Here is a 24,563-nt window from a genome sequence, read left to right as displayed (position 1 = left end):
CCAAAATGATTCATGGAAAGTGGTCATACTGCACGGGTCATCTAGTACCTTCAAGGTATGATCGGCACTCTATCAACATGGGTTTGTAGATCTCGGCGCCGGAGACCTCCAGCAAGCGCTCGGCGTCGAGAAGCGATTGGAATGCCTCGGCATCATTCCGCAAATCAGAGTCCGACGCGCGGATCAGACAGCGAAGCAACACGGCATGAAGCTCGCCGACGCGATCAGTCCGGCGCCGGGAAACGCTGATCGCTTCGCTCGAAACATCGAATGCGGCCTGCATATCTCCCGCGCGGTACAATGCCTCAGCCAGATAGCCCAACATGCGGGCTTCGAACTCCAAGCCAGCCTTGGCTCGCCTCGAATACTCGATGGCCTCGCGAAAATCATAGGCCGCGTGTGTCACGTCGCCGGCCGCGGCCCGAGCGATACCGGCCCCCGCCAATGCCTGCACCCGAAGATAGGGTATTCCCGATGTCTCGGCGATCTGATGCAACTCGGCGGAATGCACCGCGGCATCCTCGGCCCGGCCGCCAGATCTGGCGAACTCGATGGCGGCAAAGTGGGGAATGAAGCGCACGACGGGAGCGAGCTGTTCGGCAGGAGCCTCCAGCAGTTCAGAAAGATGAATTTCGAGCTCTTCAAGTCGCCCGAGTTGAAACAGGATCCGGGCCTTGAGGCATCGAATCCAATATCCGACGTCGAAGCCCATGATCTGATTGGGGTTAAGGCCCAGGGTCACATCGCTGTCGAAGCCGCTTTGCTGTGTGATGGCCTCCTGAGCCGTCTCGGCCGCCGCAAGTGCCTCCCGAACCCGCCCCGACAACAAATAGGCTTGCGCCAGCATGGCATTGACGGTGGCGTAGCGGCCGACGTCGCCTTCCTCTGAGGTCAGCTTGACGGCATTCTGCATCAGGTTGACGTAATCATCGGCGGCTCCTGTCGACGCCAGCACCCGGCCGTAGGCGCCGATCACCAACGGCTCATGCATCTTGTCCGAGGAACGCGCATAGCGCAGCGCCTCCTCTGCGAATGGCTTGACCTCCTCGGCGGAAATGCCCTCGCGCCAACCGAAGTTGAGGATCTGTGCGCTGGCCAGAGCACGCAGGCGGTCGACGTGCTCCGATTGCGGCAACGCCTGGAGCATGGCGCGAATCTTCTTCCACAGCCGCAGCGCCTCGGCAGTGTTGGTGCGCCCGATCCAGCGCGCGGCACGCTGCAGATGCTCGACAGCCTGCATGGTCTGTCCGGCAAACTCGTAATGCGAGGCGATCAGAGCTGCGAACTCGTCCTGACTGCCCCAATCGAGCGCCTCGATCGCCTTGGCCACCGCGACATGCACGTTGCTCAGCCGCGAACGCAGCTGCATCGCATAGGCCACCTCCTGGATCAGCGGGTGGCGGAAGGCGAGCACGCCCATGTCGAACGGAGGCAAATCGTAGAGGAGATCGGCCTGCCGCAGCTGCGCGAGCGCATCGAAAAGCTCAGCGTCGCCCAAGCCCATCACCGGCTTGAGCACCGCCAGTGCTACCGAGCGGCCGATCACCGCGGCCGTCTCCAGCACACTCTTGGCCGCCTCGCCGAGGCGATCGATGCGCGCCGCGACGACGGCATGCACCGTGGGAGGCAGAGGAATCGGGCTGATGCCGCCCTTCAGGCGGTAGGCGCCGCGCTCGCCCTCGAAGCCGCCGCTCTCGGAAACGGCGCTGGCAAGCTCCTCGAGGAAGAACGGATTGCCCTGGGCGCGCTCGACGATGTCGCCGGCCAGAACCTCCAGCGACGGATCGTCGCCGAATACGCCGCGCAGCAGTTCGCGCGCTTCCGGAGAGGCGAGCGGAACGATGTGCAGCTCGTGGAACGGCGCCCGCTGCATGAACGCCGACGCAAAGCCCGGCCTGTAGTTGACAACCAGCAGCGTCTTGGTGCCGATCGTCGCCTCGGCCAGCGCCTCGACGAACTCCTCGCTCGCCTCGTCGATCCAATGCAGATCCTCGATCAGGATCACCATGGCGCTGTCGGCAGGCGCCGAGCGAAACAGGGTCTTGAACACGTTCAACAGGCGCGTCCTGAACACGCCGGGATCGAGGCGCAGCGCCGGCCGCGTCGGGTCCGCCAGACTCATGAAGTCGAGCAGCATGACCAGCGCCGTATCAGGAACGCCGATCGCTTCCAGCTTCTCGACGACGCGCTGTCGCGACACTTCGACTGCCTCCTTCGGCCTGATACCGAAGAAATCGCGCAGCAGCTCGAGCACGGGCTGGAACGGCGTGGCGCGGCCGTGTGCGAGCACGCGCGCCTCGTAGACACGAATGCCCTGACGGCGGCACTGCTCCGCGAACTCGAAGCACAGACGGCTCTTGCCGATGCCAGCCTCGCCGACGATCCCGACGACGGAGCCGCGCGCCGCCAGCACGTTGTCGAGCTCGCGTTCGAGGACGTCGAGCTGGGCATTGCGGCCGATGAGCGGCAGCAGGCGCTGCCCGCTGCGGAAGACATCGCTGGCCGGCGCGTTGAGGCGGCCGATCAGTTTGTAGATCGAGACCGGAGAGGCTATTCCGCGCACCGTGTGGGTGCCGAGCGGCTCGGCTTCCACGAATTGCCTGGCGCCCGCGTAGGTCTCCTTGCTGATCAGGATGGTGCCCGGCTCGGCCATGTGCTCGAGACGGTTGGCCAGATGGACGTTGGCGCCGGCGGCATCATAGGTCTGGTACATGCTGTTTTCGACGACCTGGACGATCACCTCGCCGGTGTGCAGCCCGACGCGGACCTGCAGCCGCGGGTCGGCGAGGCGCGCGATCGAATCCTGCATCGCCAGGGCACCGAGACAGCCGCGGACCGCATGATCCTCATGCGGCACCGGGGCCCCGAACAGCGCCATGACGCCGTCGCCCTGGGTCTTGTTGACGACGCCGTCGTAACGGTGAACCGCCTCCTTCATGAGGTTGAGCACCGGGTCGAGCTGCTGCATGGCCAGTTCGGGATCGCCCAGGCTGTCGATCAGCTGGGTCGAATCGCGAATGTCCGCAAACAGGATGGTGAGGCGCTTGCGTTCACCGCCCTTGCTGCTCAGCGTCCTGAGGACGCGTTGCGCGGCCTGGTCGGGTGGAGCCAGCCGGCCCGGCAGCGGTGAGCCGCACTGGCCGCAGAAGCGATTCGACGGGCTGTTCGTCTGACTGCACGCCTCACATTTGAGGCCGAGCGGCTCGCCGCAGAGTTCGCACGCGGCTCTCCCTGGCAAATTCTGCTTCCCGCATCGCGCGCATTCCATGGCCACTCCGTTCCCCAGCGGAACTGACTCATCCCATCACAACAGGGGGACTATGGAACTGCCACAATTTTCGCGGGAAACATAGCCTGAAGGATGGGCCCAAGATGGTCGAGAGATGACGCCGAGACCGGATCGACATTGGCAACTCTCACCGCGTGCCCCTAATGCCGCCTTTCAGCCCTGGCCCCGCTGTTGCTCCAGCGCCTGCCAGGCGATATCGCGGCGACAAAAACCATCGGCCCAGCGGATGCGGTCGACCGCCTGGTAGGCGCGCTCCTGTGCTTCGGTGACGGTCTTTCCGGAGGCGCAAATGTTCAGCACACGACCGCCATTGGCAAGAATCGCACCGTCCTTCGCCACGGTGCCAGCATGGAATATCTCCACGCCGTCGATTCGCGCGGCCTCGTCCAGACCCTCGATGACGCTGCCTTTCTCATAGTCGCCTGGATAGCCCTTCGCCGCCATGACAACGGTGACGGCGGCGTCGGGGAACCAGCGCAGGTCAAAATTCTTCAACTGCCCGTCGCAGGCGGCCAGCATCGCCGGCACCAGATCGGACATCATGCGCAGCATGAGCACCTGGCATTCCGGATCGCCGAAGCGGACATTGTATTCGAACAGCTTCGGTCCCTGCGCCGTCAGCATCAGGCCGGCATAGAGAATGCCCCTGAACGGCGTGCCGCGCGCATTCATGCCATCGATGGTCGGCAGGATGATCCGGGTCATGATCTGGTCATGAATCTCCTGCGTGACGAACGGCGTCGGCGAATAGGCGCCCATGCCGCCGGTGTTCGGCCCCTGGTCGTGATCGAAGACCCGCTTGTGATCCTGCGCCGAGGCCAGTGGAATCGCAGTCTCGCCGTCGCAGAGCGCAAAGAACGAGACCTCGCGGCCCTCGAGATACTCCTCGACCACCACTTCGGCGCCCGCGACGCCGAAGCCGCCGTCGAACATCATCCTGACAGCGTCCTCGGCCTCGGCCAGCGTCTTGGCGACGACGACGCCCTTGCCCGCCGCCAGGCCGTCGGCCTTCACGACGATCGGCGCGCCGTGCTCGCGGACATAGGCCAGCGCCTCCGGGGCGTTGTCGAAGCGGCTATAGGCGCCGGTCGGAATGCCATATTCGGCGCAGAGATCCTTGGTGAAGCCCTTGGAGCCTTCGAGCTGCGCCGCGAGCCTGCTCGGCCCGAAGATCTTGATGCCGGCGGCGCTGACATCGTCGACGATGCCGGCGGCCAGCGGCGTCTCCGGCCCGACCACCACGAGATCCACCTTGTTCGCCTTGCAGAACTCGATGACCGCCGCATGATTGGACACGTCGAGCGCGACGCACTCGGCCTCCTTGGCGATTCCCGCATTGCCCGGGGCGCACCACAGCTTGGTGAGCAGTGGGGAACCGGCCATCTTCCAGGCGAGAGCGTGCTCGCGGCCGCCGGAGCCAATGAGGAGAATGTTCATGGTCGATGCCGTCGCAGAGGGGTGGGCCAATTTGGAGGCCCCAATTGCCCGGCCCTCGCAACAGAGTCAAATCATGGCTAGGGCGGCTTTGCGGCGGCTCCGGCGATGATTTCCTGCAAGCCCGCCACATGGCGGGCAAAGGCGGCCCTGCCGGAAGCGGCCAGCACCACCGTGGTCTGCGGCTTCTTGCCGACGAAGGCCTTGTCCACGGTGACGTAGCCGGCGCGGGCCAGCGTCTCGATATGAGCACCGAGATTGCCGTCGGTCGCCCCCGTCAGCTTCTTCAGCCGGACGAATTCGAGGCCCGTGCCGGCAGGCAGCGCATTCAGGGCGGCCATGATCTTGAGCCGCAGCGGCTGATGGATGATCTCGTCGAGCTCGGCCAACGCGTCAGCTCCGCCGCATCCAGAGCCCGCCGAGGATCAGCCCGACGCCGTTCACGACAGCCATCCACAGCGGAAACGCGACGCCGACATAGAGGTAGCCGATCAGGGTCAGCGCGGTGACGCACAGCCCGAACATCGTGAATGCGATGCCGAACCACAGGCCGGCGAGGCCGTAGAACAGCATGAAATAGACCGGCCAGAACGCGCCCATCTCCCGCGGTCCGAAATGGCCAATGGTCTCGACGAAGAAGCCGAACGCAAAGAACATGACGAAGGCGAGCAGCGCGCGCAGATCGAAGCTGCGCACGCCGGAGCGGGCCTTCTCCAGCGCACCCAGCAGAACCGATCCGCCGATTCCCAGCACGTACACCGAGAGCCAGGCCTTCTCGGCATAGAACGGCGTCAGATAGGTGACGAGATTGCCGGCAAAGACCAAAGCGCCCCACAGGATCATCAGCAGGCTGGCGAGCCTGTAGATCTGCGACTGGCGCACGCGCCGGGTGACGTCCTCGATCTCGCTCAGCGCACGCGCCGCTTCCAGGCTGTCGATCATGCGGATTGAACCTCTAGCGCGTGGCCACATCCTCAGCGATCGCACTGACGGCCTGCGGCGCCGACACGATCTCCATGTGATTGACGCCGGCGATCAGCTTGACGTCAACCGCGGGCGCGACCGCATGCACGGCGTCGGCATATTTGTCGGCCAGCATCAGTTCGTCGGCAGCGCCGGCGATCACGCTCACCGGGTGCTTCGCGGCGCTGAGATCGGCCTTGTAGCCGGCGGTCGCGAAATTGCGCAGCAGGCGGTAGCTGTAGGTCGAGGCGACGTATTTTTCCGCGTTCGGCCTGACCGCAAAGGCCAGCGCGGGCAGCGCCTCGCAGCACGGCAGACCGACGCGGCTCAGAAATGCCAAAGCGAGAATGCGCGGAATGTCGGGGCTGGCCCAGCCGCCGGAATTGTCCCGATTGGTCGGCGCATCGTAGCCGAGATAGGGCGCGAGCAGCACGGTGCGTGCGAACAGATCCTGGATCGGCGCGCCGGCCGCACGCAACGCGAAGCCACCGCCCGCCGAATGCCCGAGCAGCACGATCGGCTGCGCCGGCACCGACTTCCGAACCTCCGCGACGAGATCCGCGAGATCATCCTCGAGCTGGCCGGAATAGCCGATGTCGCCGCGGGTGCCGGAGCCGCCATGGCCGCGAATGTCGGGCGCGAAGGTCTCGACGCCCCGCCCCGCCAATCCGTCGGCCAGGGCATGCACGGCCACGCTGGAGCCGGAGGAGCCGTGCACCAGGATCGCGATCTTGCCCACCGCTGTCGCCCTTGCCGGGTAATGGCGATAGGCCAGCTCGGTGCCGTCGCGGGCGCTGAAGCGCTGCAAGGCCGGCATGGTGCTGCGGTCGACCCGGGCGACGGTCTCCGAGATCGACTTCAGCTCGGGCGGATGCACCAGAGGCGTGCCGATCATCGCGGCCAGAACCAAAGCCATCGCCCCGGCCAGACCAAGCCCCCAGCCGAGGAGCCGACGCACGATCTTGACGCCTCTCCACATCGCTTCCGCTCCCCCAACTCTCGATTTGTTAGAGTACTCTATATAACAGAGTTATCGAAAAGGCAACCGCTCGATTGGCGGTGAGCGCGGAAAGCCCCTACCTTGGCGGCTGCTCCCCCAACCGAATCAGCCAGCGATGCCGCCTGCGGAAGCCCTGCCCAACGCGCCCGAATTCACCGTCTCCGAGCTGTCCTCCGCGCTGAAACGCACGGTCGAGGACCAGTTCGGCCACGTCCGGGTGCGCGGCGAGATCACCGGTTTTCGCGGGCCGCACTCGTCGGGCCATTGCTATTTCGCGCTCAAGGACGAGAGCGCCAAGATCGAGGCGGTGATCTGGAAGGGCGTGCATGGTCGCATGCGCTTCAAGCCCCAGGAGGGGCTCGAGGTCATCGCGACCGGCAAGCTCACCACCTACCCGAACTCGTCGAAGTATCAGATCGTCATCGAGGCGCTGGAGCCGGCCGGCATCGGCGCGCTGATGGCGCTGATGGAGGAGCGCAAGCGCAAGCTCGGGGCCGAGGGGCTGTTCGATCCGGCGCGCAAGCAGCTGCTGCCGTGGCTTCCCGAGGTGATCGGCGTCGTCACCTCGCCGACCGGCGCGGTTATCCGCGACATCCTGCACCGGCTCGAGGACCGCTTTCCCCGCCGCGTGCTGGTGTGGCCTGTCAAGGTGCAGGGCGAAGGCTCCGCCGAGCAGGTCGCAGCCGCTATCCGCGGCTTCAACGATCTGCCGGAGGACGGCCCGATTCCCCGCCCCGACGTGCTGATCGTCGCGCGCGGCGGCGGCTCGCTGGAGGATCTCTGGTCGTTCAACGAGGAGATCGTGGTCCGCGCCGCGGCCGAGAGCATGATCCCGCTGATCTCGGCGGTCGGCCACGAGACCGACGTGACGCTGATCGACTTCGCGGCCGACAAGCGCGCGCCGACGCCGACGGCTGCTGCAGAAATGGCCGTCCCCGTCCGCAGCGAGCTGATGCAGGAGGTCGCGAGTCTGGCGCGCCGCGTCGGCGTCTGCTGGCAGCGCAGCCAGGAGAGCCGCCGCAACGAGCTGCGCGCCGCAGCGCGAGCGCTGCCCGGCGCGGCTGAGCTGCTCGCGATCCCGAGACAGCGGCTGGACTCGGCGGCCGCAAGCCTGCCGCGCGCGCTCAAGACCAACACGCATGTCCATTTCCGCCAGTTCGCGGCGGCCAGCGCCAAGCTCACCTTGCGCGTGCTGCACGGGCAGATCACGCAGGCCGATCACCGCCTCGTGGTGTCCTCCGAGCGGCTGTCGCTGTCGGCACGAGCCCTGCTGCACCGCCGGCGCGAACGCTTCGACGCCCTCGACGCCCGCTTCAAGGCCTCGCGCCTCGCCTATGCGCAGGCCAAGCGCCAGGCGATCGCGCGCGAGCGCGACCGCACCGAGCGGCTGGCCGACCGTGCCAGCCGCGCGCTGACGACGTCGATCTCGCGGCTCACGGCGCGCGTCGACCACGCCGGCCAGCTGCTGACCGCGTTGTCCTATCGCAGCGTGCTCGCGCGCGGCTTTGCACTGGTGCGCGACGAGGCCGGTCACCCGCTGCACCAGGCGGCGAGCATCGGGCCGAACGCCGCACTGTCGATCGAGTTCGCCGATGGCGTCGTCGCAGCGACTGCGGGTGCGGAACGCCCGATGTCATCAGCAGCGCCGGCGGCACCGAAGCCGGCGCGCGAAGGCAAACCGGCGAGCTCGAAGCGGACACCCGATCCCGCCGATCAGGGCAGCCTGTTCTGAGGAGGTGTCAGCGCGCCAACCAGTCGGACACCAGCTTCCGCGCATCGGCGCGCGCTTCGGGATCGGAGCCGACATGGCCACGCTCCGGCGCGGCCGCATCGGCACCGGCCACCTGATGAAAAGGCAGATTGATGCGGTCGAAATCGTGATAGGCGCCGGGATAGACGACGATGCGGGTCAGCGCGCTGCGGCCGCGCGCGCCGTCGATCATCTGCCGGCAGGCCGGCGGCGAATAGACGTCATCCAGACCGCCAATCAGGATCAAGGTCGGGACGCGTGCGCTCCAGCCGAGTCCCGATGAGGCGCGGCAATCCGGATAGAAGGCGACAGCCGAACGAAAGTCCGGCGAGACATGCTCCGGCAATTGCGGCCGCACGGCCCATAGCAGCGCGCTGGCGCCGCTGGCCCACCCGACCAGGCTGATGCGGTCCGGCATGGCCCAGGACTGCTGGGTCAGCCATTTCTGCGCAATCACGATATCGGCGACCCGCTCGCGGCGCCCGCTGATGCGCCGGTCTTTGACGCGGCATTGCGGTCCGAGCCCGCGCGAGGCGTAGCTGTCCGGCAGCAGCACCGCCTTGCCGTCCTTGACCAGGTCCGCGGCCCAGTCCCGATAGCGGGGCAGCACGGGGTCGGAGCGCCCGGCCAGGCCACCGCACCCATGCAGCGCGATCACCGTCGGGAACGGTCCCTGCCCGTTCGGCCTGTAGAGCTGCGCATGCAGCACATAGCCCCCGGACGGAATCTCGATGGCAATTGGTGCCGGCAGCGACCCGGCAGAGGCCGGGAATGCCGTGGCGCAGAGCAGGGAGACGACGACGGCGACGAGGGAGCGCATCAAACCAGCCGGGCGAGACGAGCGGCGGACAGAATGAAATCTAGCTAGCACGGAGCATCTCGCCGAAGCATCACAAATCAGTGGGTTTGCGGAAGCGACAGGGGGCCCCATCTATGCTAGGAAACCGCTCCGAAATGGCGGTGTCGCGCGCCTGTTGGCGCGTGTGGATTGGAGATTGCGGACGTGCTCAACAAGTTCGGTCCCTCGGGTCAGGGGGAAGCGCAGGTGCAGTATCTGGACGGTGATTTCCGCGTGATCTCGCCAGGAAGCTACGTGCGCTGCGCCGTGACCGATGCACGCATCCCGCTCGACGAACTGAAATACTGGAGCGTCGACCTGCAGGAAGCCTACGCGCTGCCGAGCGCGGTGCTGCAGCGGCATTATCCGGGCGCCCTGAAGGCGGGTGGCTGAGACATCCGTGCGGTGGAAAGCCGCTGCGTGATCAAGCCGCGCAGCGCCGGCAGGTCGCTGAACTCCAGCGTGACCGGGAATGCCGTGATCGCCAAGTCCCGTTGATCCTCCCGTTGCTCCGCCCCGCTGACGCCCAGCCGCGCGAGGTCCTTCTCCGTCGTCACGAGGCTGAGCCCATCGCGCTTCGCGGCCCTGACGAGGGCCCCGATATCGTCCGCCGTAAACGGATGATGATCGGCAAACGCCTGCTCGGCCTTGATGTCGAGCCCGCTGGCACGCAGGGTCCGGAAGAAGCGCTGGGGATCGCCGATGCCGGCAAAGGCCAGGATCGGCCGTCCCATCAGTGCGGCAACGACCTGCGGATCGGGCTGCAGCCGAGCCCTGAACACCGGCTTTCCCGCTGCCGCGACGCGTAAAGCAACGGCCTCGCTTGCGTTGCCTTCGCCGATCACGACGAGCGCGTCGGTGCGCGAGAGCTGCGGCGGCAGCGGCGCCCTCAGGGGGCCGCCGGGAAACACGCGGCCATTGCCGAGCCCGCGGACGCCGTCGAGCATGATCAGCGCGAGATCCTTGGCGATCGAGGGATTCTGAAAGCCGTCGTCCATCAGGATGACTGAGGCGCCCTGCACCTTGACCAGCCCGACGCCTTCGGCGCGATCGCGCGACACCACCACGGGCACGCGGGCTGCCATCATCAGCGGCTCGTCACCGACGTCGCCGGCGTCATGAGCGGCCGGATCGACCAGCACGGGCCCACGCAGCCGGCCACCATAGCCGCGGCTCAGCACGACCGGATGCTCGCCGAGCTCGCGCAGCAGGCTCGTCAGCGCCAAAACCATCGGTGTCTTGCCAGCGCCGCCGACATGGTAGTTGCCGACGCAGATCACGGGCACGCCGGCGTTGATGCCCGTCCGCGTCATACGCCGCGCAGCCACGGCGCCGTAGAGCAGCGAGATCGGAGACAGCAGACGCGATTGCCAGGATCGGGGCCGATGCCAGAAGGCCGGCTCACGCATCGCCGGCGGCTCCCATCTCCAGCCTGATCTGCAGCAGATACGGCTCCAGCGCAGACATCGTCCGCTCCAGCGCACCGCCGAGCTGATCGACGACGCCGGCGCCCGCGGCGACGAGGTCGTTGCAGGCCTCGGGCTCGGCAAGCAGCTGCCTGAGCTGCCGCACCAGCGCGTCGGGATCATGCGCGAGCCGCGCTCCGGCCGCCTTGTCCAGCGCCTCGTAGACGTCCGTGAAGTTGAAGACGTGCGGCCCATGCACGATGGCGGCGCCGAGCTTGACGGCCTCGATCGGATTCTGGCCGCCATGCTCGACCAGCGAGCCGCCCATGAAGACGACAGGTGCGAGCCGATAGAACAGGCCGAGCTCACCCATCGTATCGGCGACGTAGATATCCGTTCCGGCGAGCGGCTGCTCTTCCCGCGAGCGCAAGGCGCCCTGCAAGCCCGCGCCGGCGACGAGCTCGGCGATGCCGGGACCGCGATGGGGATGACGCGGCACGATCACGGAGAGCAGCGACGGATGCGATCGACGCAAGGCCTTGTGGGCCGCGATCAGGATCTCGTCCTCGCCGGGGTGGGTCGACGCCGCAACGATCACGGGGCGGCCCCGCGTCATCGCAGCGAGCCGGTCCAGCTTGGCCGGATCGGCTGGCGGGGCCGGCACGTCGAGCTTGAGATTGCCGGTGGCGACCACGTTGCGCGCGCCGAGCGCTGAAAACCGCTCGGCATCGGCCTGCGACTGCGCGAGGCAGACGTCGAAGCGGCCCAGCAGGGCGGAGATCGTGCCGGCCATGCGGCGCCAGCGCGCGAACGAGCTCGGCGACATGCGCCCGTTGATCACGACCATCGGAACCCGCCGGGAGGCGCCAGCCAGGATCAGGTTGGGCCAGAGGTCGGACTCGATGAAGAGTCCGAGCGAGGGACGCCAATGATCGAGAAACCGCTCCACGAAGCGCGGCGTGTCATAGGGCACGTATTGGTGGATCACGTCGGGCGGAAATCGCTTGGCGACGATCGCGGCCGACGTCACCGTGCCGGAAGTGAGAAGAATGCGGATGTTCAGCGCGCGCAGCCGCTCGATCAGGGCTGCCGCCGCCAGCACCTCGCCGACGCTGGCGCCATGGATCCAGACCAGAGGTCCTTGCGGCCTGGTGTCGTGGCTGAGGCCACGCCGCTCGTCGGTCCGCTCCGGGTCCTCCTTGCCATGCTTGAGCCGCTGCCTGATCAAGGCTGGCGCGAGCGGGACCGCAGCCGAGGACAACCCGCGGTAGACGCGCAGGGCCATCGGCAACGGGTTAGCCACTGGACGCTCCCGACACCGGCGGCGGACATGCCTCGGGACGGCCGACGATCTCATAGGCGCGGCGCATGCATTCGTTCAGCGTCGCCTCGAGGTCGAGACGCGCCGCTTCCATCATCGCGGCGTCGGCATCACGCGGCACGTTGATTTCCTTGATTCCCACCAATGCGCCGCGGCCGAATGGCAAATTGATGGTGGTGCTGTCCCAGTTCTTCAGGCGGATGAAGCGGCTCGTGACCATTGCGAAGGGCATGATCGGACGTCCTGACTCACGCGCGAGCATGATGATGCCGAGACCCGCAATCCGCGCGCGCTTCGGCACATCGGCGGTCGATGCCACGTTATAGTTGTCTTCCAGCGCCCGCACCATCTCCTTGAACGCCCCCACCCCGCCTTTCCGGTGGAAGGAGCCGCCATGATCGCCGGAGCCGCGGATGGTTCCAATGCCGAGGCGCTCGGCCGCGATCGCATTGAACTCGCCGTCGCGATGGCGCGAGATCAGCACCTTGGCGCGATAGCTCGGCTTGTTCTTGATGAAGGGAGTCAGCAGATGCTGACCGTGCCAGAACGCGAAGATCGCCGGCATCTGCGGCTCGACGATGTCGTAGACATCGCCCGGCTCATAGGTGAAGCGGTTGGTGAGCCACACCAGCCGCAGGTACTCGGCCGCGAGGAACCCGACGGCGCGCTGGAACCAGCCGCTGCGCAGCGTATTGCGGATCAGATGTTTCAAGTGGCGCGCTTTGCGTCTTACTTCGCATCCTGACCGGGATCGAGCAGCCGGTGCAGGTGGACGATGAAATAGCGCATGTGGGCGTTGTCGACCGTCATCTGCGCCTTGGCTCGCCAGGCGGCGTGGGCCGCCGCGTAGTTGGGGTAGACGCCGACGATGTCCACCTTGTCGAGATCCTTGAACTCGTTCTTGTCGAGGTTGACGAGCTCGCCGCCGATCACGAGGTGAAGGAGCTGCTGCGAGGCGCTATCTGTCATCGGGTCCGTTCCTAATCAGCGCCTTGCAGGCGACGTGGAGGGTGCAATCCCAGAGGGCATTCAGTCCGGTGGTAACCTGCGGTACTGCGCGACGATATCAGCATGTCGATCGCGGCCCGCTGCCACCAGCACCCCGTGCACCACTTCCGGACGATTATAGAGGATCGTCTCGCCGGACAACGCGGTCATTTTACCTCCCGCTTCCTGCACGATCAGATGAGCCGCCGCAAGATCCCAATCGCGGCTTTGTCCGCCTGCAAAAGCGGCATCGAGAGCGCCATGCGCGACCCGGCACAGGCGCAGCGCCAGCGAGCCGATTCGCGGGTGGAGCTCAATCCGGGTCGAACCCGGGGCCAATTTTTCGACCAGCGGCTTAGGACCGGCAACGCGGGAGAAATCGAGCGCGGTGCCCTGGCTGGCGCGAACGCATCGATCGTTGAGCGTGGTGCCCTGCCCCTGCTCCGCAAAGAAAAACTCCTGGGTCACCGGGGCATAGACCGCGGCCAGAACCGGAGCATTGTCCTCGACCAAGGCGACGCTCACGCACCAATCGTCGCGGCTGCCGAGATAAGAGCGCGTGCCGTCGATCGGATCGACGATCCAGACCCGGCGGTGACCGAGCCGGGCTCGGTCGTCGGCGCTCTCCTCGGACAGCCAGCCGTAGCCGGGTGTTGCCGATCGCAGTCTGCGCTCGAGCAGCTCATTGACCGCCATGTCGGCTTCCGAAACGGGGGACGAAGCCCCCTTGGTCCATCTGCGCAGCTCGGTGCCGAACATCGCGTGCGCCAGCTCGCCGGCTTCGCGCACCGCCTGCTTCAGCAGCCCGGCGTCTGCCGCCAGGCCGGTCTCACCGGCTGTCTCGATCTCACCGTCCGCCAAGCGTCAACCCTTCGATGCGCACCGTCGGCGCATTGACGCCATAGCGGAATTCCAGATCGCTGGCCGGGGTCATCGACTTGAAGATCTCGAACAGGTGACCTGCGATCGTCACCTCGCTCACGGCATAGCCGATCTCGCCATTCTCGATCCAGAAGCCGGAGGCGCCGCGGCTGTAATCGCCGGTCACGCCGTTGACGCCGGAGCCGATCAGGTCGGTGACGTAGAAGCCTTGCTTGATGTCGGAGATGAGCTCCTTGGCGGTCACGACTCCGGCCTCGAGATGCAGATTGAACGGGCCCGGCGATGGCGACGACGACACACCGCGATGCGCATGACCGGTCGTCACCAGGCCGAGCTCGCGGGCGGTGCCCGAATCCAACAGCCAGGTCGTCAGCACACCGTCATCGACCAGCGCCGTCTGCTTCACCTTCACGCCTTCGGCGTCGAACGGCTGCGAGCGCAGACCGCGCCGGCGCAGCGGATCGTCGATGATGCGGACGCCCTTGGCGAACAGCTGCGCGCCGAGCTTGTCCTTGAGGAAGCTGGTCTTGCGCGCGATCGACGCGCCGTTGATGGCGCCGACGAGATGGCCGACCAGCGAGCCGGAGACGCGGGGATCGAACACCACCGGCACCTGGCAGGTGGCGACCTTGCGCGGGTTGGCGCGTGCCACGGCGCGCTCGCCGGCGCTGCGCCCGACGGCCTCGGGCGCCAGCAGGTCGGCGCCATGCGGCGCGGCCGTGTAGTCGTAGTCGCGCTCCATCCCGGTGCCTTCGCCCGAGATCGCCGTGGTCGAGATGCTCTGGCTCGAGCGCAGATAGGCGCCGTGAAAGCCGTCGCTCGTGACCAGCACCATGCCGCCGATGCCGGCGGAGGCGGACGCGCCGCCGGACTTGGTGACGCCCTTGACCGCGACCGCGGCGGCCTCGGCCTCCTGCGCACGCCGCTCCAGCTCCGCAGTAGAGGGAATCTTGGGATCGAGCAGATCGAGCTCCGGAATGTCGCGCGCCAGCAGCGCGGGATCGGCGAGCCCGACAAACTTGTCGTCGGGCGCCACGCGCGCCATCGCCACCGCCCGCTCGGCGAGCCGCGCCACGCCGTCGCCGCTGACATCGTTGGTCGACACCACAGCCTGGCGCCTGCCGACGAGCACCCGCAGGCCGACATCGTCGCCTTCGGAACGTTCGGATTCCTCCACGCGACCGTCCCGGACCTCGACGCCTTGCGAGACGCCACGCACCGCGATCGCGTCGGCGGCATCGGCCCCGGCCTTGCGCGCGGCCTCCACGAGCCGCTCGGCAAGCGTTCTCAGGGCAGACTGATCGAGCAGATCTGATTGGGCGGAGGTCGATGATGCAGCTGAAGGGGAAGAGGTCACGAACACAATCCGATCGATGTCAGGTGGGCGGCGAAGACGGCTCAATCCAAACGAAATGTGGCCTGTTCACGCCGACTTCAAGCAGCACGGCAGACATCACATCGGATTGTCGGCAAGTCGGCAAGGTCTCGTCAATCATGCGGGGCAAGCGCTTGTCAATCATGACGGTAAGAGGGTCATGCGTGAGGTCTGATTAACCAGGCTTCTTAAGCTGATACGGGCGAGGCGCGTGGCAAGGTCTCACGCATCGACCGGGAACATAATCCCGGCGGGGAGACCAGGCCGTGAGGCGTCAAACAGCAACAGGCGGAAGCAATTCCGCTGGGTCGGGCCGCGCCCTGCGGCTCGACCCTCTTTCCCTGCCCGTCTCGTACAGCGCGCACGACACCCGTGCCGATGGCGGGATTCGGCAGATCGAATTGCACCGTGAGCGCGTGGTCCTGCGCCGTGCCGTCAGCGGCATGCGCATGGCCTTGAATCTCCGGGTCAGCGACTTCCTCGGCATCGCGCTGCGCGAGATCGATGACACGCAGCTGATGCTGATCCTGCTTCACCGGGATCCGTCGCTGAGCATCCCGCTCTGCGTCAGCGAGGACGACGAGGAGATCGTTGCCGCCTGGGCGATGTGGAGCGAGACTTTCGCGCTCCCGCAACTCCAGGAGCCGAAGCGGGAAGCCGCGCCCCGGCGTCGGCGCCGCAACGCCATCCGTTCCCGCCGCCCGCGTTTCCTGATGCGTCGCCGCGTCGGAGCCCCGCTCAATCCGGTGTCGATCCATCGTGGCGAGCGCGAGATCATCGCGCGGGACTGATCAGGTCGCGCGCAGCACGGCATCGGCCAGCAGGCCGGCAAACAGCAGCAGCCCGGCATCGCGGTTCGATTTGAACAGGCGCAGGCACAGTGCGGGATCTGCGGTGTCGAGCCGTTGGATCTGCCAGCCGAGATGTGCGGCGAAGCCGGCGAGGCCGAGCCACGCCGCGACGTGGACATGGGCCGTGACGAACGCGGCTCCGATCAGCACGACGGCAAGCGAATAGAAGATCACGAGCGCCAAATGCGTGCGCTCGGCAAACAATCGCGCCGTCGACTTGATGCCGATCAGCGCGTCATCCTCGGCATCCTGGTGCGCATAGATCGTGTCGTAGGCGATCACCCACGAGATCGATCCCGCATAGAGCAGCAGCGCCGTGGCATCGAGCCGGCCGAAGGCGACGGCGAAGCCCATCAGCGCGCCCCAGGAGAAGGCCAGTCCGAGGACCACCTGCGGCCACCAGGTGACGCGCTTCATGAAGGGATAGATCGCGACGATCAGCAGCGAGGCGATGCCGGTCAAAATCGCAAACCGGTTGAACTGCAGCAACACCGCAAGGCCGATCAGGGCCTGGGCGACCAGAAAGGCGAGCGCCTGCTTGACGCCGACCTGACCGGCCGGAATCGGGCGGGAGCGCGTACGCTCCACCTTGGCATCGAGATCGCGGTCGGTGATGTCGTTCCAGGTGCAGCCGGCGCCGCGCATCACGAAGGCGCCGACGAAATAAAGCCCGATCCACGCCGGCAACATCGCCAGGCTGCCCGAGATTCCGGCGGCCAGCGCGGCCGACCACCAGCACGGCATCAGCAGCAGCCAGGATCCGATCGGGCGGTCGAAGCGCGCCAGCCGCAGATAGGGCCGGCTCCAGGCCGGCGCCAGCGTATCGACCCAGTTGCCGGTCGCGTCAGCTACGCGGACGGCGGTATCGCTCATCGGGTGAGAACGTTGCCGGTCAGCGTATCGAAGGCCGAACCGCCCTTCTTGCTCGTGTTCGCTTCGGGCAGCGCGGCCGACGAGCCGAGGACGTCGCTGAGGCCGGGCGCGGGGGCCGGGCCGCCGCCCTTCTGCATCTGCTCCGCGACGGTGCAGACCTTCTGCTGAATGCCTTCGGTGCCCTTGTGGTTGGTCTTCAGCTGATCGGCGATCTGGCCGGGGATGCCGCATCGCGCCGAATTGGCCTCGACGTATTTGATCATCTTGACCTCGGCCTGGCTGAAGCTCCTGAACAGCTTGCAGGCCTCGACCGGCGTGGCCTTGCGCTTGCTCGCCTCCTGGATCAGCTTGCCGCGGCGCTCGGCCTCCTCACGCAGCGGCGCGAAATCCTTCATGCAGCTGTCCGACGGACCAGCCTGCTGCTGCGGCGGTGCGAAACCGCCTCCGCCGCCACCGAAGGCAGCGGGACCGGCGCTGGGGAAGGCGCCAGCGGGCGCGGCCGCGTTGCCGTTGATGGGCGGAAACGGCGAAGCGCTGCTCTGAGCCGGGGACTGTCCCGGCAACGGCGCGGGAAACGAACTCTGCGCCAAGGCGGTCCCGGCTGAGAGCAGGACAGCGGCGGCGACGAACGGCACGAGGGGATGGCGGACGATCAAGGCTGGTTCTCCGGCAAGACCAAGAATCCTCAACACTTCCGGATGAAAGCGCGATCCGATCCGGGGCTTTTACGATTCTCGCCCGCCCAGCACAACCGCGGAGTTGACCGCCCCCGCGACGGAGGGCCGCAGCCCGAGGTTCCGTAACGGTGAGCCGCCCCGCTCTCGGTTGGCCGTCCCAGCTTCAGGCCGGGAAATCCTTCATTCAACACCCCGATCGATTGCGATGGCCGAAAATTCCTCGCGCCCGCTCAGGACGGCCCCGCTGATCCCCCGGTCGACGGAGACCCGGCGCCGGCATCGGGCGCGAAGTTCCAGGTGACCGTACAGACCTTGCGCATCACGCTCAGGGTGCTCTCGTGATTCGCCTTCAGCTGATCGGTGATCTTGGCGGGGATTCCGCACATCGAGGCATGGGCGACCGCGAAAGCGATCATCTTGGTCTGGGCGAGTTCGTAATCATGCACCAGCCGGCAGGCCTCGCCCGGCGCGATGCGGCGCTCGGTCGCCGCCTTGAGCAGCTTGGCCCGGCGAGCGGCCTCGTCGCGCAGCGGCGTGAACTCCTTCAGGCAGCCCTCCGGAGGGCGAAACCCGCCCGCCGTGGCCCCGCCGGGAGCCGCCGGGGTGGTCGGCTGGGGAGCCGCAACGCTCTTGTCGTCGGCCCGGGAGGGCGTGGCGGACAACATGATGGCCGCGACGAGAATCCAGAGAACCCAGGTGAAATGTCTGCTGATCACGGCTGTCTCTCCTCGCCCGGGCTCGGACCCGCGGCAGGGGTCAGAGCCACGGCTCTCGGCATCGTCCCGAACCTGCGCGGGTTGAACGATCGCCAGTCCTGGGGGGGATCCAAACGGTAAAATCTGTCGACAGCACGGCCAAAACGGGCCATCGCCGGGCGGGCCGCGACCGGGCTGCCGGCTATGCGGCCGGCGCCCGGTCCGGTATGCCGTCTCCGTCCTCTCGTCACGCCCGTGCCATGCCCCAGTACGACTTCACCGCCCCGCGACTGTTCGTCGATGCCCCCCTCCAGGAGGGCGGCGCCGTCGCGCTGGAGCGCAATCAGAGCAACTATCTCGGCAACGTGCTGCGCCTTGGCGCCGGCGATCACGTGCTGGTCTTCAACGGCCGCGACGGCGAGTGGCAGGCGGCGATCCAAGGCCGCAAGCGGCCGGACATCCTGACGATCCAGCAGCGGACCCGGCCGCAGGATCAGCTCCCGGACGTCTCCTACGTCTTCGCACCGCTCAAGCACGCGCGGCTCGATTACATCGCACAGAAGGCCGTCGAGATGGGCGCCGCCCGGCTCGTACCGGTGCTCACGCGGCACACCCAGGTGTCGCGGCTCAACGCCGAGCGCATGCGCGCCAACGTGATCGAGGCGGCCGAGCAATGCGGCATTCTCAGCCTGGCCGAGGTGAGGGACCCGGTCCCGCTGGAGCGCTTCCTGCGCGAGCGCCCGGCCTCGCGCCTGCTCGTGTTCTGCGACGAGGCTGCCGAGGTCGCCGACCCGCTGCAGGCCCTGCAGCAGACCGGCGAGCACGTCGGCATCGATCTGCTGATCGGTCCCGAGGGAGGCTTTGCCGCCGACGAGCGCGAGCTGCTGCTGCGGCAGGCGCGCGTGGTCCGGCTGGCGCTCGGGCCGCGCATCCTGCGGGCCGATACGGCCGGCGTCGCGGCGCTCGCCCTGGTCCAGGCGACCTTGGGGGATTGGCGGAGCCGTTAAGCCCGCGCTCGATTGTATCGCCCGACGCACCCATTCAGTGTCGAAACCGCCGGATGAGCATGCTAAGGGGCTGCCGCCGCACACAGGCGGCACGCATCCCTGATTGGAACCAAGACCGACATGACCGGACCCGCTCCGACCGGACCCGCCGCGTGGGCGGACACGCTGCTGCAATCCTTCGCGGAGGCCGGCTATACGCGCGCCGAGCCGGCGATCCTGCAACCGGCCGAGCCTTTCCTGGACCTTTCCGGCGAGGACATCCGCAAGAGCCTGTACTTGACGACGGATGCCGGCGGCGAGGAGCTCTGCCTGCGGCCCGACCTCACCATTCCCGTCGCCCGCGACTATCTCGCGTCCGCCCGCGCCGGCCAGCCGGCCGGATTCAGCTATCTCGGCCCGGTGTTCCGCTACCGTGGAGGTCGCCCGAGCGAATTCCTCCAGGCCGGAATCGAATCGTTCGGCCGCAAGGATCATCCTGCAGCCGACGCCGAGATGCTGGCGTTGGCCATCGAGGCCACCGCAGCGGCCGGCCTCGCCGAGGTCGACATCCGCACCGGCGACGTCGCTCTGTTCACCGCCCTCATCGACGCGCTCGACCTTTACCCGGTATGGCGGCGCCGGCTGATCAAGGATTTCAACCGCAAGCGCACCTTCGAGCAGGACCTCGAGCGGCTGGCCATCGCCTCGGTGGCGCCGCGCAACGAGTATGAGGGCGTGCTCGCCGCGCTGGCCGGCTCCGACCGCAAGGCGGCGCTCGCGTTGGTCACCGACCTGATGTCGATCGCCGGTGCAACCGCCGTCGGCGGCCGCACGGTGGCGGAGATCGCCGACCGCTTCCTGGAGCAATCCACCCTCAAGAGCGGCGCGCTGCCGCGCGACGCGCTCGATCTGATCAAGCGTTTCCTGACCATCGCCGGCAACCCGGCGGACGCCGTCAAGCAGCTCCGCGCCCTCGCCGCCGATGCCAGTCTCGACATCAATGCGGCCATCGACGCGCTGGAGGCACGCGCGGGCTTCATGTCCGAACGCGGTATCGACCTTGCCAAGGTGCGCTTCGCCACCGCGTTCGGCCGCGGCCTGGACTACTACACCGGCTTCGAATTCGAGCTGCATCGCCTCGGCAATGGCGCCGAGCCGCTGGTCGCCGGCGGCCGCTATGACGGCCTGCTCAGCCAGCTCGGCGCCGCGGAATCCATTCCGGCCGTCGGCTTCTCGATCTGGATCGAGGGCCTGGCCCGGAGCAGCGCCGCGGACCAGAGCGCGCGCGGGAGAGCATCATGAGCGGCCCCCTCGTCCTCGCCGTTCCCTCGAAGGGCCGCCTGCAGGAGAATGCGGAAGCCTTCTTCGGCCGCGCCGGGCTGAACCTGTCCAAGCCGGGCGGCGCCCGCGACTACCGCGGCACCATCTCAGGCCTCGACAATGTCGAGATCGCCTATCTCTCTGCGAGTGAGATCGCCTCGCAACTGGCGCGCGGCAGCGTGCATCTCGGCGTCACCGGCGAGGACCTCGTGCGCGAGAGCATCACCGATGCCGACAAGCGCGTGCTGCTGATCGATACGCTTGGCTTCGGCGGCGCCAACGTGGTCGTCGCGGTACCGCAGGCCTGGATCGACGTCCGGACCATGGCCGATCTCGACGACGTCACCACCGGCTTCCGCGCCCAGCACAATCGCCGCATGCGGGTCGCGACCAAATACATCAACCTGACACGCAGCTTCTTCGCGTCTCACGGCATCGTCGATTACCGCATCGTCGAGAGCGCCGGCGCCACCGAGGGCGCGCCGGCGGTCGGCACCGCCGAGCTGATCGTGGACATCACCAGCACCGGCTCGACGCTCGCCGCGAATGGATTGAAGGTGCTGGACGACGGCGTCATCCTGCGCAGCCAGGCCAACCTCGTCGCCTCCCGCGACGCCGACTGGTCGGAGGGCCCACGCGAGAGCGCCCGGATCATTCTCGACCACATCCATGCCCGCGCCCGCGCCAGCAAATACCGCGAGGTCCGCACCCGCTTCAAAGGGTGCGACGCAGCAATGCTGACCGAGGCGCACAATCGCTTCGGTGTCGTAGCGCCGTTTGGCGGCCCGACCTCGTCGGGCATGCTGACCCTGCACTGCCCGCCGGCGCAGATCTACGCCCTGGGCAGTTTCCTGCGCGCGCACGGCGCCGAGACCGTGTCGGTGGCGTCGCTCGACTACGTGCTCGACCGCGAGAATCCGCTGTTTGCCCGTCTCGAGGCCTTCCTGCGATCATAAATCGCCGTTCATCGTAGCGACAGGTGAGCACGGCTACCATATGTTGGTCGGAGAACGAGGACTCCAAAGCGATGCTGGGTACTGACGTATCGGATCTGACCACGACTGCGGCCGACGCTGCGTCGCAGGGACTGTCGATCGTTATCCCCGTCTACAACGAAGGCGCGGGACTGACGGCGCTGCACGAGCGGCTGAACGGCCTTGCCCGCATTTTGCGCCAGCGCTTCGGTCTCGCCTGCGAGCTCGTCTATGTCGACGACGGCAGCCGCGACAACACGCTCGCGATCGCCCGCACCTTGCAGGCCGATGCGCTCGACGTGCAGGTGGTGTCGCTGTCGCGCAATTTCGGCAAGGAGGCTGCGCTGATGGCGGGCCTCGATCATGCCCGGCGCGGCGCCGTGCTGTTCATGGATGGCGACGGCCAGCATCCGCCGGCTTTGGTCGAGCAGCTCGTCTCGCACTGGATCAAGGACGGCTACGACGTCGTCTATACGGCCAAGGCGCACCGCGACAACGAGCCGTTCCTGCGGCGCGTGGCGGTGCACGGCTTCTATTCCCTCATCAACTGGGGGGCGCGCCAGAAGATTCCCGAGGATGCCGGCGACTTCCGCCTGCTGTCGCCGCGCGCGGTCGCCGCGCTGCGCCAGCTGCCGGAGCGCAACCGCTTCTTCAAGGGCCTGGCGAGCTGGATCGGCTTCCGCCAGATCCGCGTCGACTACGAACCCGCGGCGCGCGCGCATGGCGTCACCACCTTCAATCTGACCAGCCTGCTCGGCCTGTCGATTGAAGGCCTGACCTCGTTCTCCGTGGCACCGCTGCGATTTGCCAGCCTGCTCGGAATCCTGCTGGCGTCGGCGGCCTTCCTGTTCGGGCTCTCCATCCTGTGGGAGACCTTCGTCAGCGGCAAATCGGTGCCCGGCTATCCCTCGCTGATGGTCGGCCTGATGACGATCGGCGGCGTGCAGCTGATCATGATCGGCATCATGGGCGAGTATATCGGCAAGATCCTGTCTGAGCTGAAGGCGCGGCCGATCTACTTCGTCGCCGAGCACAGCGAGAAGCGCGCCACGCTCGAGGCGCGCAGCGACGGCAGCGAAAGGACTGCCGCCGAATGAGCGAGGCGCCGCACCGGCGCATCTGGCTGTGCGCCGACGATTACGGCATCAGCCCCGGCGTCAACCGCGCCATCCGCGACCTGATCGCGCGCGGGCGGCTGAACGCGACCTCGGTGATGACGGTGGGTGCGGCGATCGGGCGCGACGAGGTGAAGGAGCTGGTCAGCGTCGCCGCCGACAGCCCGCGCTGCGCCATCGGCCTGCACGTCACGCTCACCGCGCCGTTCCGGCCGCTGACGATGCATTTCCGGCCGTCGGAAGGCGGCATGTTCCTGCCGTTTCCAAAGCTGCTCCGCGCTGGATTGACCCGCCGGCTCGATCCCGAGCTGATCCGCGCCGAGGTCATGGTGCAGCTGACGGCGTTCGGCGAGTTGTTCGGCCGCGCGCCGGATTTCGTCGACGGCCACCAGCATGCCCAGCTCTATCCGCAGGTGCGCGAGGGCTTTCTCGCGGCCGTCAAGGACGCCGCGCCGTCGGCCTGGGTGCGCCAGGGCGGCCGCCATGCGCCGCTGACCCGGCGGCTGGCGGCGCCGAAGGCGCTGCTGCTCGACGCGCTGAGCGCGCAATTCCGCAAGCATGCAAAGCGGGCCGACATCGCCTTCAACCCCGCTTTTGCCGGCGCCTACGACTTCACCAAGGCCTCCGATTTCGGGGCGTTGATGGATGGCTTCCTCGACGCGCTGCCCGAGCATGGCCTGGTGATGTGCCATCCCGGCTTCGTCGATGACGTGCTGATCGCGCTCGATCCGCTCACCAAACAGCGCGAGCAGGAGCACGCCTATCTCGCCGGCGAACATTTCCCCGCTTTGCTCGCGCGCCGCGGCGTGACGCTCGCCTGAACGGATCCGGCGCGCCGGCGACGAACAAATGCCATCTGGCGACGTTTTCACTGCGAAAGCGCCTCGCAAGTCCAACGGCGCTTTGTCGCATACCGAAATTTAATCCGCGGCCCGACTGGCCGGACCGCAAACTCCCCCTAGATCTTGGCCGCGCTTCGCTGGAACAAGGCAGGCGGCAGGAGAACCACATGACACCGCAAGAACGCCAACTCATCGACGATCTGTTCGACCGGCTCGCCAAGTTGGAGAGTGCGCCGCGTGATGCCCAGGCTGCCGCCGCCATCTCCCAGGGGCTGCAGCAGGCCCCCAACGCCGTCTATGCGCTGGTGCAGACCGTGCTGGTGCAGGACGAAGCGCTGAAGCGCGCCAACGCCCGCATCGAGGAACTCCAGCACGCCCAGGAGCCGCAGGGCCAGTCGGGCAGCTTCCTCGATACAATGCGTGACAGCATCTTCGGCTCCGGCGGTGGTCGCGGATCGGTTCCCAACGTGCCGCCGCCCTCCTCCGGCCGGCCGGTCTGGAACAGCGGCCAGGCGCTTCCGCAGGGACAGCCGGGATATCCCCCGCAGCCCGGTCCTTACGACCAGGGCGGCGCAGGCCAGCCCCGCGGCGGCATGTTCGGCGGCGGCGGCTCGTTTCTCGGGACTGCGGCGGCGGCCGCGGCCGGCATGGTCGGCGGGTCGCTGCTGCTCGGCGGCATCCGCTCGATGATGGGCGGCGGCCAGCACCAGGCCTTCGGCGACACCTCGCTCGCCGGCGGCGGCGGCAGCCCGTGGAGCGACCAGTCCAGCGGGTCGCTGGCGCGGGATGCCGGCCTCGACGACATCGGCCGCTCCGGCGATGGCGGCGGTCGCGCCGGCCTGTTCGATCAGGCGAGCTACGATGACAGCGGCAATGACGCCGACGCGGCCGATTTCGATGCCGATGACGGTTACGGCAACGACGACGACGGCGGCAGCGACTACGCCTGACGCCTCGCCCTCGCACACACCTAAACGGATCGAGA

24 protein-coding genes are annotated in these 24,563 nt (G+C 67.3%); 9 read left to right on the top strand and 15 right to left on the bottom strand.

Annotated elements, in window-relative coordinates:
• Positions 1 to 37: 37 nt before the first annotated feature.
• The 5 genes from HL666_RS10370 to HL666_RS10350 all read right to left on the bottom strand — a co-directional run bounded on the left by HL666_RS10370 (position 38) and on the right by HL666_RS10350 (position 6,602).
• On the bottom strand, positions 38 to 3,268 hold the full coding sequence (locus HL666_RS10370) for an adenylate/guanylate cyclase domain-containing protein (RefSeq protein WP_172181277.1): 3,231 nt from the start codon (positions 3,266 to 3,268) through the stop codon (positions 38 to 40).
• A gap of 174 nt (positions 3,269 to 3,442) precedes the next feature.
• Positions 3,443 to 4,726, bottom strand: a complete 1,284-nt coding sequence (gene purD, locus HL666_RS10365; RefSeq protein ID WP_172181275.1) for a phosphoribosylamine--glycine ligase — start codon at positions 4,724 to 4,726, stop codon at positions 3,443 to 3,445.
• Positions 4,727 to 4,803: 77 nt separating this feature from the next.
• Positions 4,804 to 5,112: a winged helix-turn-helix domain-containing protein gene (locus tag HL666_RS10360; protein ID WP_172181273.1), complete on the bottom strand. Its 309-nt coding sequence runs from the start codon at positions 5,110 to 5,112 to the stop codon at positions 4,804 to 4,806.
• A 4-nt stretch (positions 5,113 to 5,116) separates the two neighbouring features.
• Positions 5,117 to 5,665, bottom strand: coding sequence for a hypothetical protein (locus HL666_RS10355; RefSeq protein WP_172181271.1), 549 nt, complete (start codon positions 5,663 to 5,665; stop codon positions 5,117 to 5,119).
• Between the two features lie 13 nt (positions 5,666 to 5,678).
• Positions 5,679 to 6,602: an alpha/beta hydrolase gene (locus HL666_RS10350; RefSeq protein ID WP_172181756.1), complete on the bottom strand. Its 924-nt coding sequence runs from the start codon at positions 6,600 to 6,602 to the stop codon at positions 5,679 to 5,681.
• A 199-nt stretch (positions 6,603 to 6,801) separates the two neighbouring features.
• Here HL666_RS10350 and xseA point away from each other — a divergent pair, with 199 nt between their 5' ends.
• Entirely contained in the window at positions 6,802 to 8,418 is a 1,617-nt protein-coding gene (gene xseA / locus HL666_RS10345) for an exodeoxyribonuclease VII large subunit (protein ID WP_172181269.1), read from the top strand.
• Positions 8,419 to 8,425: 7 nt separating this feature from the next.
• Here the strand turns inward: xseA and HL666_RS10340 are convergent, their stop codons facing one another.
• The gene (locus HL666_RS10340; protein ID WP_172112466.1) at positions 8,426 to 9,256 is read right to left on the bottom strand and encodes a dienelactone hydrolase family protein; all 831 of its coding nucleotides are present in this window, start codon (positions 9,254 to 9,256) and stop codon (positions 8,426 to 8,428) included.
• Between the two features lie 183 nt (positions 9,257 to 9,439).
• On the opposite strand from HL666_RS10340, the gene HL666_RS10335 reads away from it, so the two are divergent.
• Positions 9,440 to 9,667: a DUF2093 domain-containing protein gene (locus HL666_RS10335; protein ID WP_172112467.1), complete on the top strand. Its 228-nt coding sequence runs from the start codon at positions 9,440 to 9,442 to the stop codon at positions 9,665 to 9,667.
• Here the strand turns inward: HL666_RS10335 and lpxK are convergent.
• The 6 genes from lpxK to HL666_RS10305 are packed head-to-tail and all read right to left on the bottom strand — an operon-like array spanning position 9,637 to position 15,227.
• The gene (gene lpxK, locus HL666_RS10330; protein ID WP_172181267.1) at positions 9,637 to 10,683 is read right to left on the bottom strand and encodes a tetraacyldisaccharide 4'-kinase; all 1,047 of its coding nucleotides are present in this window, start codon (positions 10,681 to 10,683) and stop codon (positions 9,637 to 9,639) included. The genes HL666_RS10335 and lpxK overlap by 31 nt on opposite strands.
• Positions 10,676 to 11,983 (bottom strand): 3-deoxy-D-manno-octulosonic acid transferase, encoded by a 1,308-nt coding sequence (locus HL666_RS10325; protein ID WP_172112469.1) that lies wholly within the window; start codon positions 11,981 to 11,983, stop codon positions 10,676 to 10,678. Before HL666_RS10325 ends, lpxK begins: the two co-directional genes overlap by 8 nt.
• Entirely contained in the window at positions 11,976 to 12,713 is a 738-nt protein-coding gene (locus tag HL666_RS10320) for a lysophospholipid acyltransferase family protein (RefSeq protein ID WP_172112470.1), read from the bottom strand. The genes HL666_RS10325 and HL666_RS10320 overlap by 8 nt, the downstream gene beginning before the upstream one ends.
• 17 nt (positions 12,714 to 12,730) lie before the next feature.
• The gene (locus HL666_RS10315) at positions 12,731 to 12,970 is read right to left on the bottom strand and encodes a DUF4170 domain-containing protein (protein ID WP_008961403.1); all 240 of its coding nucleotides are present in this window, start codon (positions 12,968 to 12,970) and stop codon (positions 12,731 to 12,733) included.
• Between the two features lie 60 nt (positions 12,971 to 13,030).
• On the bottom strand, positions 13,031 to 13,849 hold the full coding sequence (locus HL666_RS10310; RefSeq protein ID WP_172181265.1) for a 3'(2'),5'-bisphosphate nucleotidase CysQ: 819 nt from the start codon (positions 13,847 to 13,849) through the stop codon (positions 13,031 to 13,033).
• Positions 13,836 to 15,227: a TldD/PmbA family protein gene (locus HL666_RS10305; RefSeq protein ID WP_172181263.1), complete on the bottom strand. Its 1,392-nt coding sequence runs from the start codon at positions 15,225 to 15,227 to the stop codon at positions 13,836 to 13,838. The genes HL666_RS10310 and HL666_RS10305 overlap by 14 nt, the downstream gene beginning before the upstream one ends.
• 284 nt (positions 15,228 to 15,511) lie before the next feature.
• Here HL666_RS10305 and HL666_RS10300 point away from each other — a divergent pair, with 284 nt between their 5' ends.
• A complete protein-coding gene (locus HL666_RS10300; RefSeq protein WP_172112473.1) occupies positions 15,512 to 16,036 on the top strand; it encodes a DUF6101 family protein in 525 nt (174 codons plus the stop codon).
• Here the strand turns inward: HL666_RS10300 and ubiA are convergent, their stop codons facing one another.
• From ubiA to HL666_RS10285, 3 genes are all read right to left on the bottom strand, one after another.
• Positions 16,037 to 16,969, bottom strand: a complete 933-nt coding sequence (ubiA, locus tag HL666_RS10295) for a 4-hydroxybenzoate octaprenyltransferase (RefSeq protein ID WP_172132273.1) — start codon at positions 16,967 to 16,969, stop codon at positions 16,037 to 16,039. It lies immediately after the preceding gene.
• Positions 16,966 to 17,625 (bottom strand): hypothetical protein, encoded by a 660-nt coding sequence (locus HL666_RS10290; protein ID WP_172181261.1) that lies wholly within the window; start codon positions 17,623 to 17,625, stop codon positions 16,966 to 16,968. The genes ubiA and HL666_RS10290 overlap by 4 nt, the downstream gene beginning before the upstream one ends.
• A 251-nt stretch (positions 17,626 to 17,876) precedes the next feature.
• A complete protein-coding gene (locus tag HL666_RS10285) occupies positions 17,877 to 18,362 on the bottom strand; it encodes a hypothetical protein (protein ID WP_172181259.1) in 486 nt (161 codons plus the stop codon).
• A gap of 239 nt (positions 18,363 to 18,601) precedes the next feature.
• Between HL666_RS10285 and HL666_RS10280 the strand changes: the two genes are divergently transcribed.
• The 6 genes from HL666_RS10280 to HL666_RS10255 all read left to right on the top strand — a co-directional run bounded on the left by HL666_RS10280 (position 18,602) and on the right by HL666_RS10255 (position 24,528).
• On the top strand, positions 18,602 to 19,348 hold the full coding sequence (locus HL666_RS10280) for a 16S rRNA (uracil(1498)-N(3))-methyltransferase (protein ID WP_172112477.1): 747 nt from the start codon (positions 18,602 to 18,604) through the stop codon (positions 19,346 to 19,348).
• Between the two features lie 120 nt (positions 19,349 to 19,468).
• Positions 19,469 to 20,629, top strand: coding sequence for an ATP phosphoribosyltransferase regulatory subunit (locus HL666_RS10275; RefSeq protein ID WP_172181257.1), 1,161 nt, complete (start codon positions 19,469 to 19,471; stop codon positions 20,627 to 20,629).
• Positions 20,626 to 21,603 carry an ATP phosphoribosyltransferase gene (gene hisG, locus HL666_RS10270; RefSeq protein WP_172112479.1) on the top strand — a complete coding sequence of 326 codons (978 nt, stop codon included), beginning with the start codon at positions 20,626 to 20,628 and terminating at the stop codon, positions 21,601 to 21,603. Before HL666_RS10275 ends, hisG begins: the two co-directional genes overlap by 4 nt.
• Positions 21,604 to 21,674: 71 nt before the next feature.
• Entirely contained in the window at positions 21,675 to 22,718 is a 1,044-nt protein-coding gene (locus HL666_RS10265; protein ID WP_172112480.1) for a glycosyltransferase family 2 protein, read from the top strand.
• Positions 22,715 to 23,557, top strand: a complete 843-nt coding sequence (locus HL666_RS10260) for a ChbG/HpnK family deacetylase (RefSeq protein ID WP_172112481.1) — start codon at positions 22,715 to 22,717, stop codon at positions 23,555 to 23,557. Before HL666_RS10265 ends, HL666_RS10260 begins: the two co-directional genes overlap by 4 nt.
• A 188-nt stretch (positions 23,558 to 23,745) precedes the next feature.
• Positions 23,746 to 24,528 carry a DUF2076 domain-containing protein gene (locus HL666_RS10255; RefSeq protein ID WP_172181255.1) on the top strand — a complete coding sequence of 261 codons (783 nt, stop codon included), beginning with the start codon at positions 23,746 to 23,748 and terminating at the stop codon, positions 24,526 to 24,528.
• The last annotated feature ends 35 nt before the right edge of the window (positions 24,529 to 24,563 follow it).

This window comes from Bradyrhizobium aeschynomenes, assembly GCF_013178945.1.
GTDB classification, from domain to species: domain Bacteria; phylum Pseudomonadota; class Alphaproteobacteria; order Rhizobiales; family Xanthobacteraceae; genus Bradyrhizobium; species Bradyrhizobium aeschynomenes.
The sequence above is the reverse complement of the archived record's forward strand: the minus strand, read 5'-3'. Positions and strand labels throughout refer to the sequence as shown.

Excerpts from the sequence above, each read along its gene's own strand:
- HL666_RS10370 (WP_172181277.1), bottom strand. The coding sequence starts at position 3,268 with ATGGAATGCGCGCGATGCGGGAAGCAGAATTTGCCAGGGAGAGCCGCG.
- purD (WP_172181275.1), bottom strand. The coding sequence starts at position 4,726 with ATGAACATTCTCCTCATTGGCTCCGGCGGCCGCGAGCACGCTCTCGCC.
- HL666_RS10355 (WP_172181271.1), bottom strand. The coding sequence starts at position 5,665 with ATGATCGACAGCCTGGAAGCGGCGCGTGCGCTGAGCGAGATCGAGGAC.
- HL666_RS10350 (WP_172181756.1), bottom strand. The coding sequence starts at position 6,602 with ATGGCTTTGGTTCTGGCCGCGATGATCGGCACGCCTCTGGTGCATCCG.
- xseA (WP_172181269.1), top strand. The coding sequence starts at position 6,802 with ATGCCGCCTGCGGAAGCCCTGCCCAACGCGCCCGAATTCACCGTCTCC.
- HL666_RS10340 (WP_172112466.1), bottom strand. The coding sequence starts at position 9,256 with ATGCGCTCCCTCGTCGCCGTCGTCGTCTCCCTGCTCTGCGCCACGGCA.
- lpxK (WP_172181267.1), bottom strand. The coding sequence starts at position 10,683 with ATGCGTGAGCCGGCCTTCTGGCATCGGCCCCGATCCTGGCAATCGCGT.
- HL666_RS10315 (WP_008961403.1), bottom strand. The coding sequence starts at position 12,970 with ATGACAGATAGCGCCTCGCAGCAGCTCCTTCACCTCGTGATCGGCGGC.
- ubiA (WP_172132273.1), bottom strand. The coding sequence starts at position 16,969 with ATGAGCGATACCGCCGTCCGCGTAGCTGACGCGACCGGCAACTGGGTC.
- HL666_RS10280 (WP_172112477.1), top strand. The coding sequence starts at position 18,602 with ATGCCCCAGTACGACTTCACCGCCCCGCGACTGTTCGTCGATGCCCCC.
- HL666_RS10275 (WP_172181257.1), top strand. The coding sequence starts at position 19,469 with ATGACCGGACCCGCTCCGACCGGACCCGCCGCGTGGGCGGACACGCTG.
- hisG (WP_172112479.1), top strand. The coding sequence starts at position 20,626 with ATGAGCGGCCCCCTCGTCCTCGCCGTTCCCTCGAAGGGCCGCCTGCAG.
- HL666_RS10265 (WP_172112480.1), top strand. The coding sequence starts at position 21,675 with ATGCTGGGTACTGACGTATCGGATCTGACCACGACTGCGGCCGACGCT.
- HL666_RS10260 (WP_172112481.1), top strand. The coding sequence starts at position 22,715 with ATGAGCGAGGCGCCGCACCGGCGCATCTGGCTGTGCGCCGACGATTAC.
- HL666_RS10255 (WP_172181255.1), top strand. The coding sequence starts at position 23,746 with ATGACACCGCAAGAACGCCAACTCATCGACGATCTGTTCGACCGGCTC.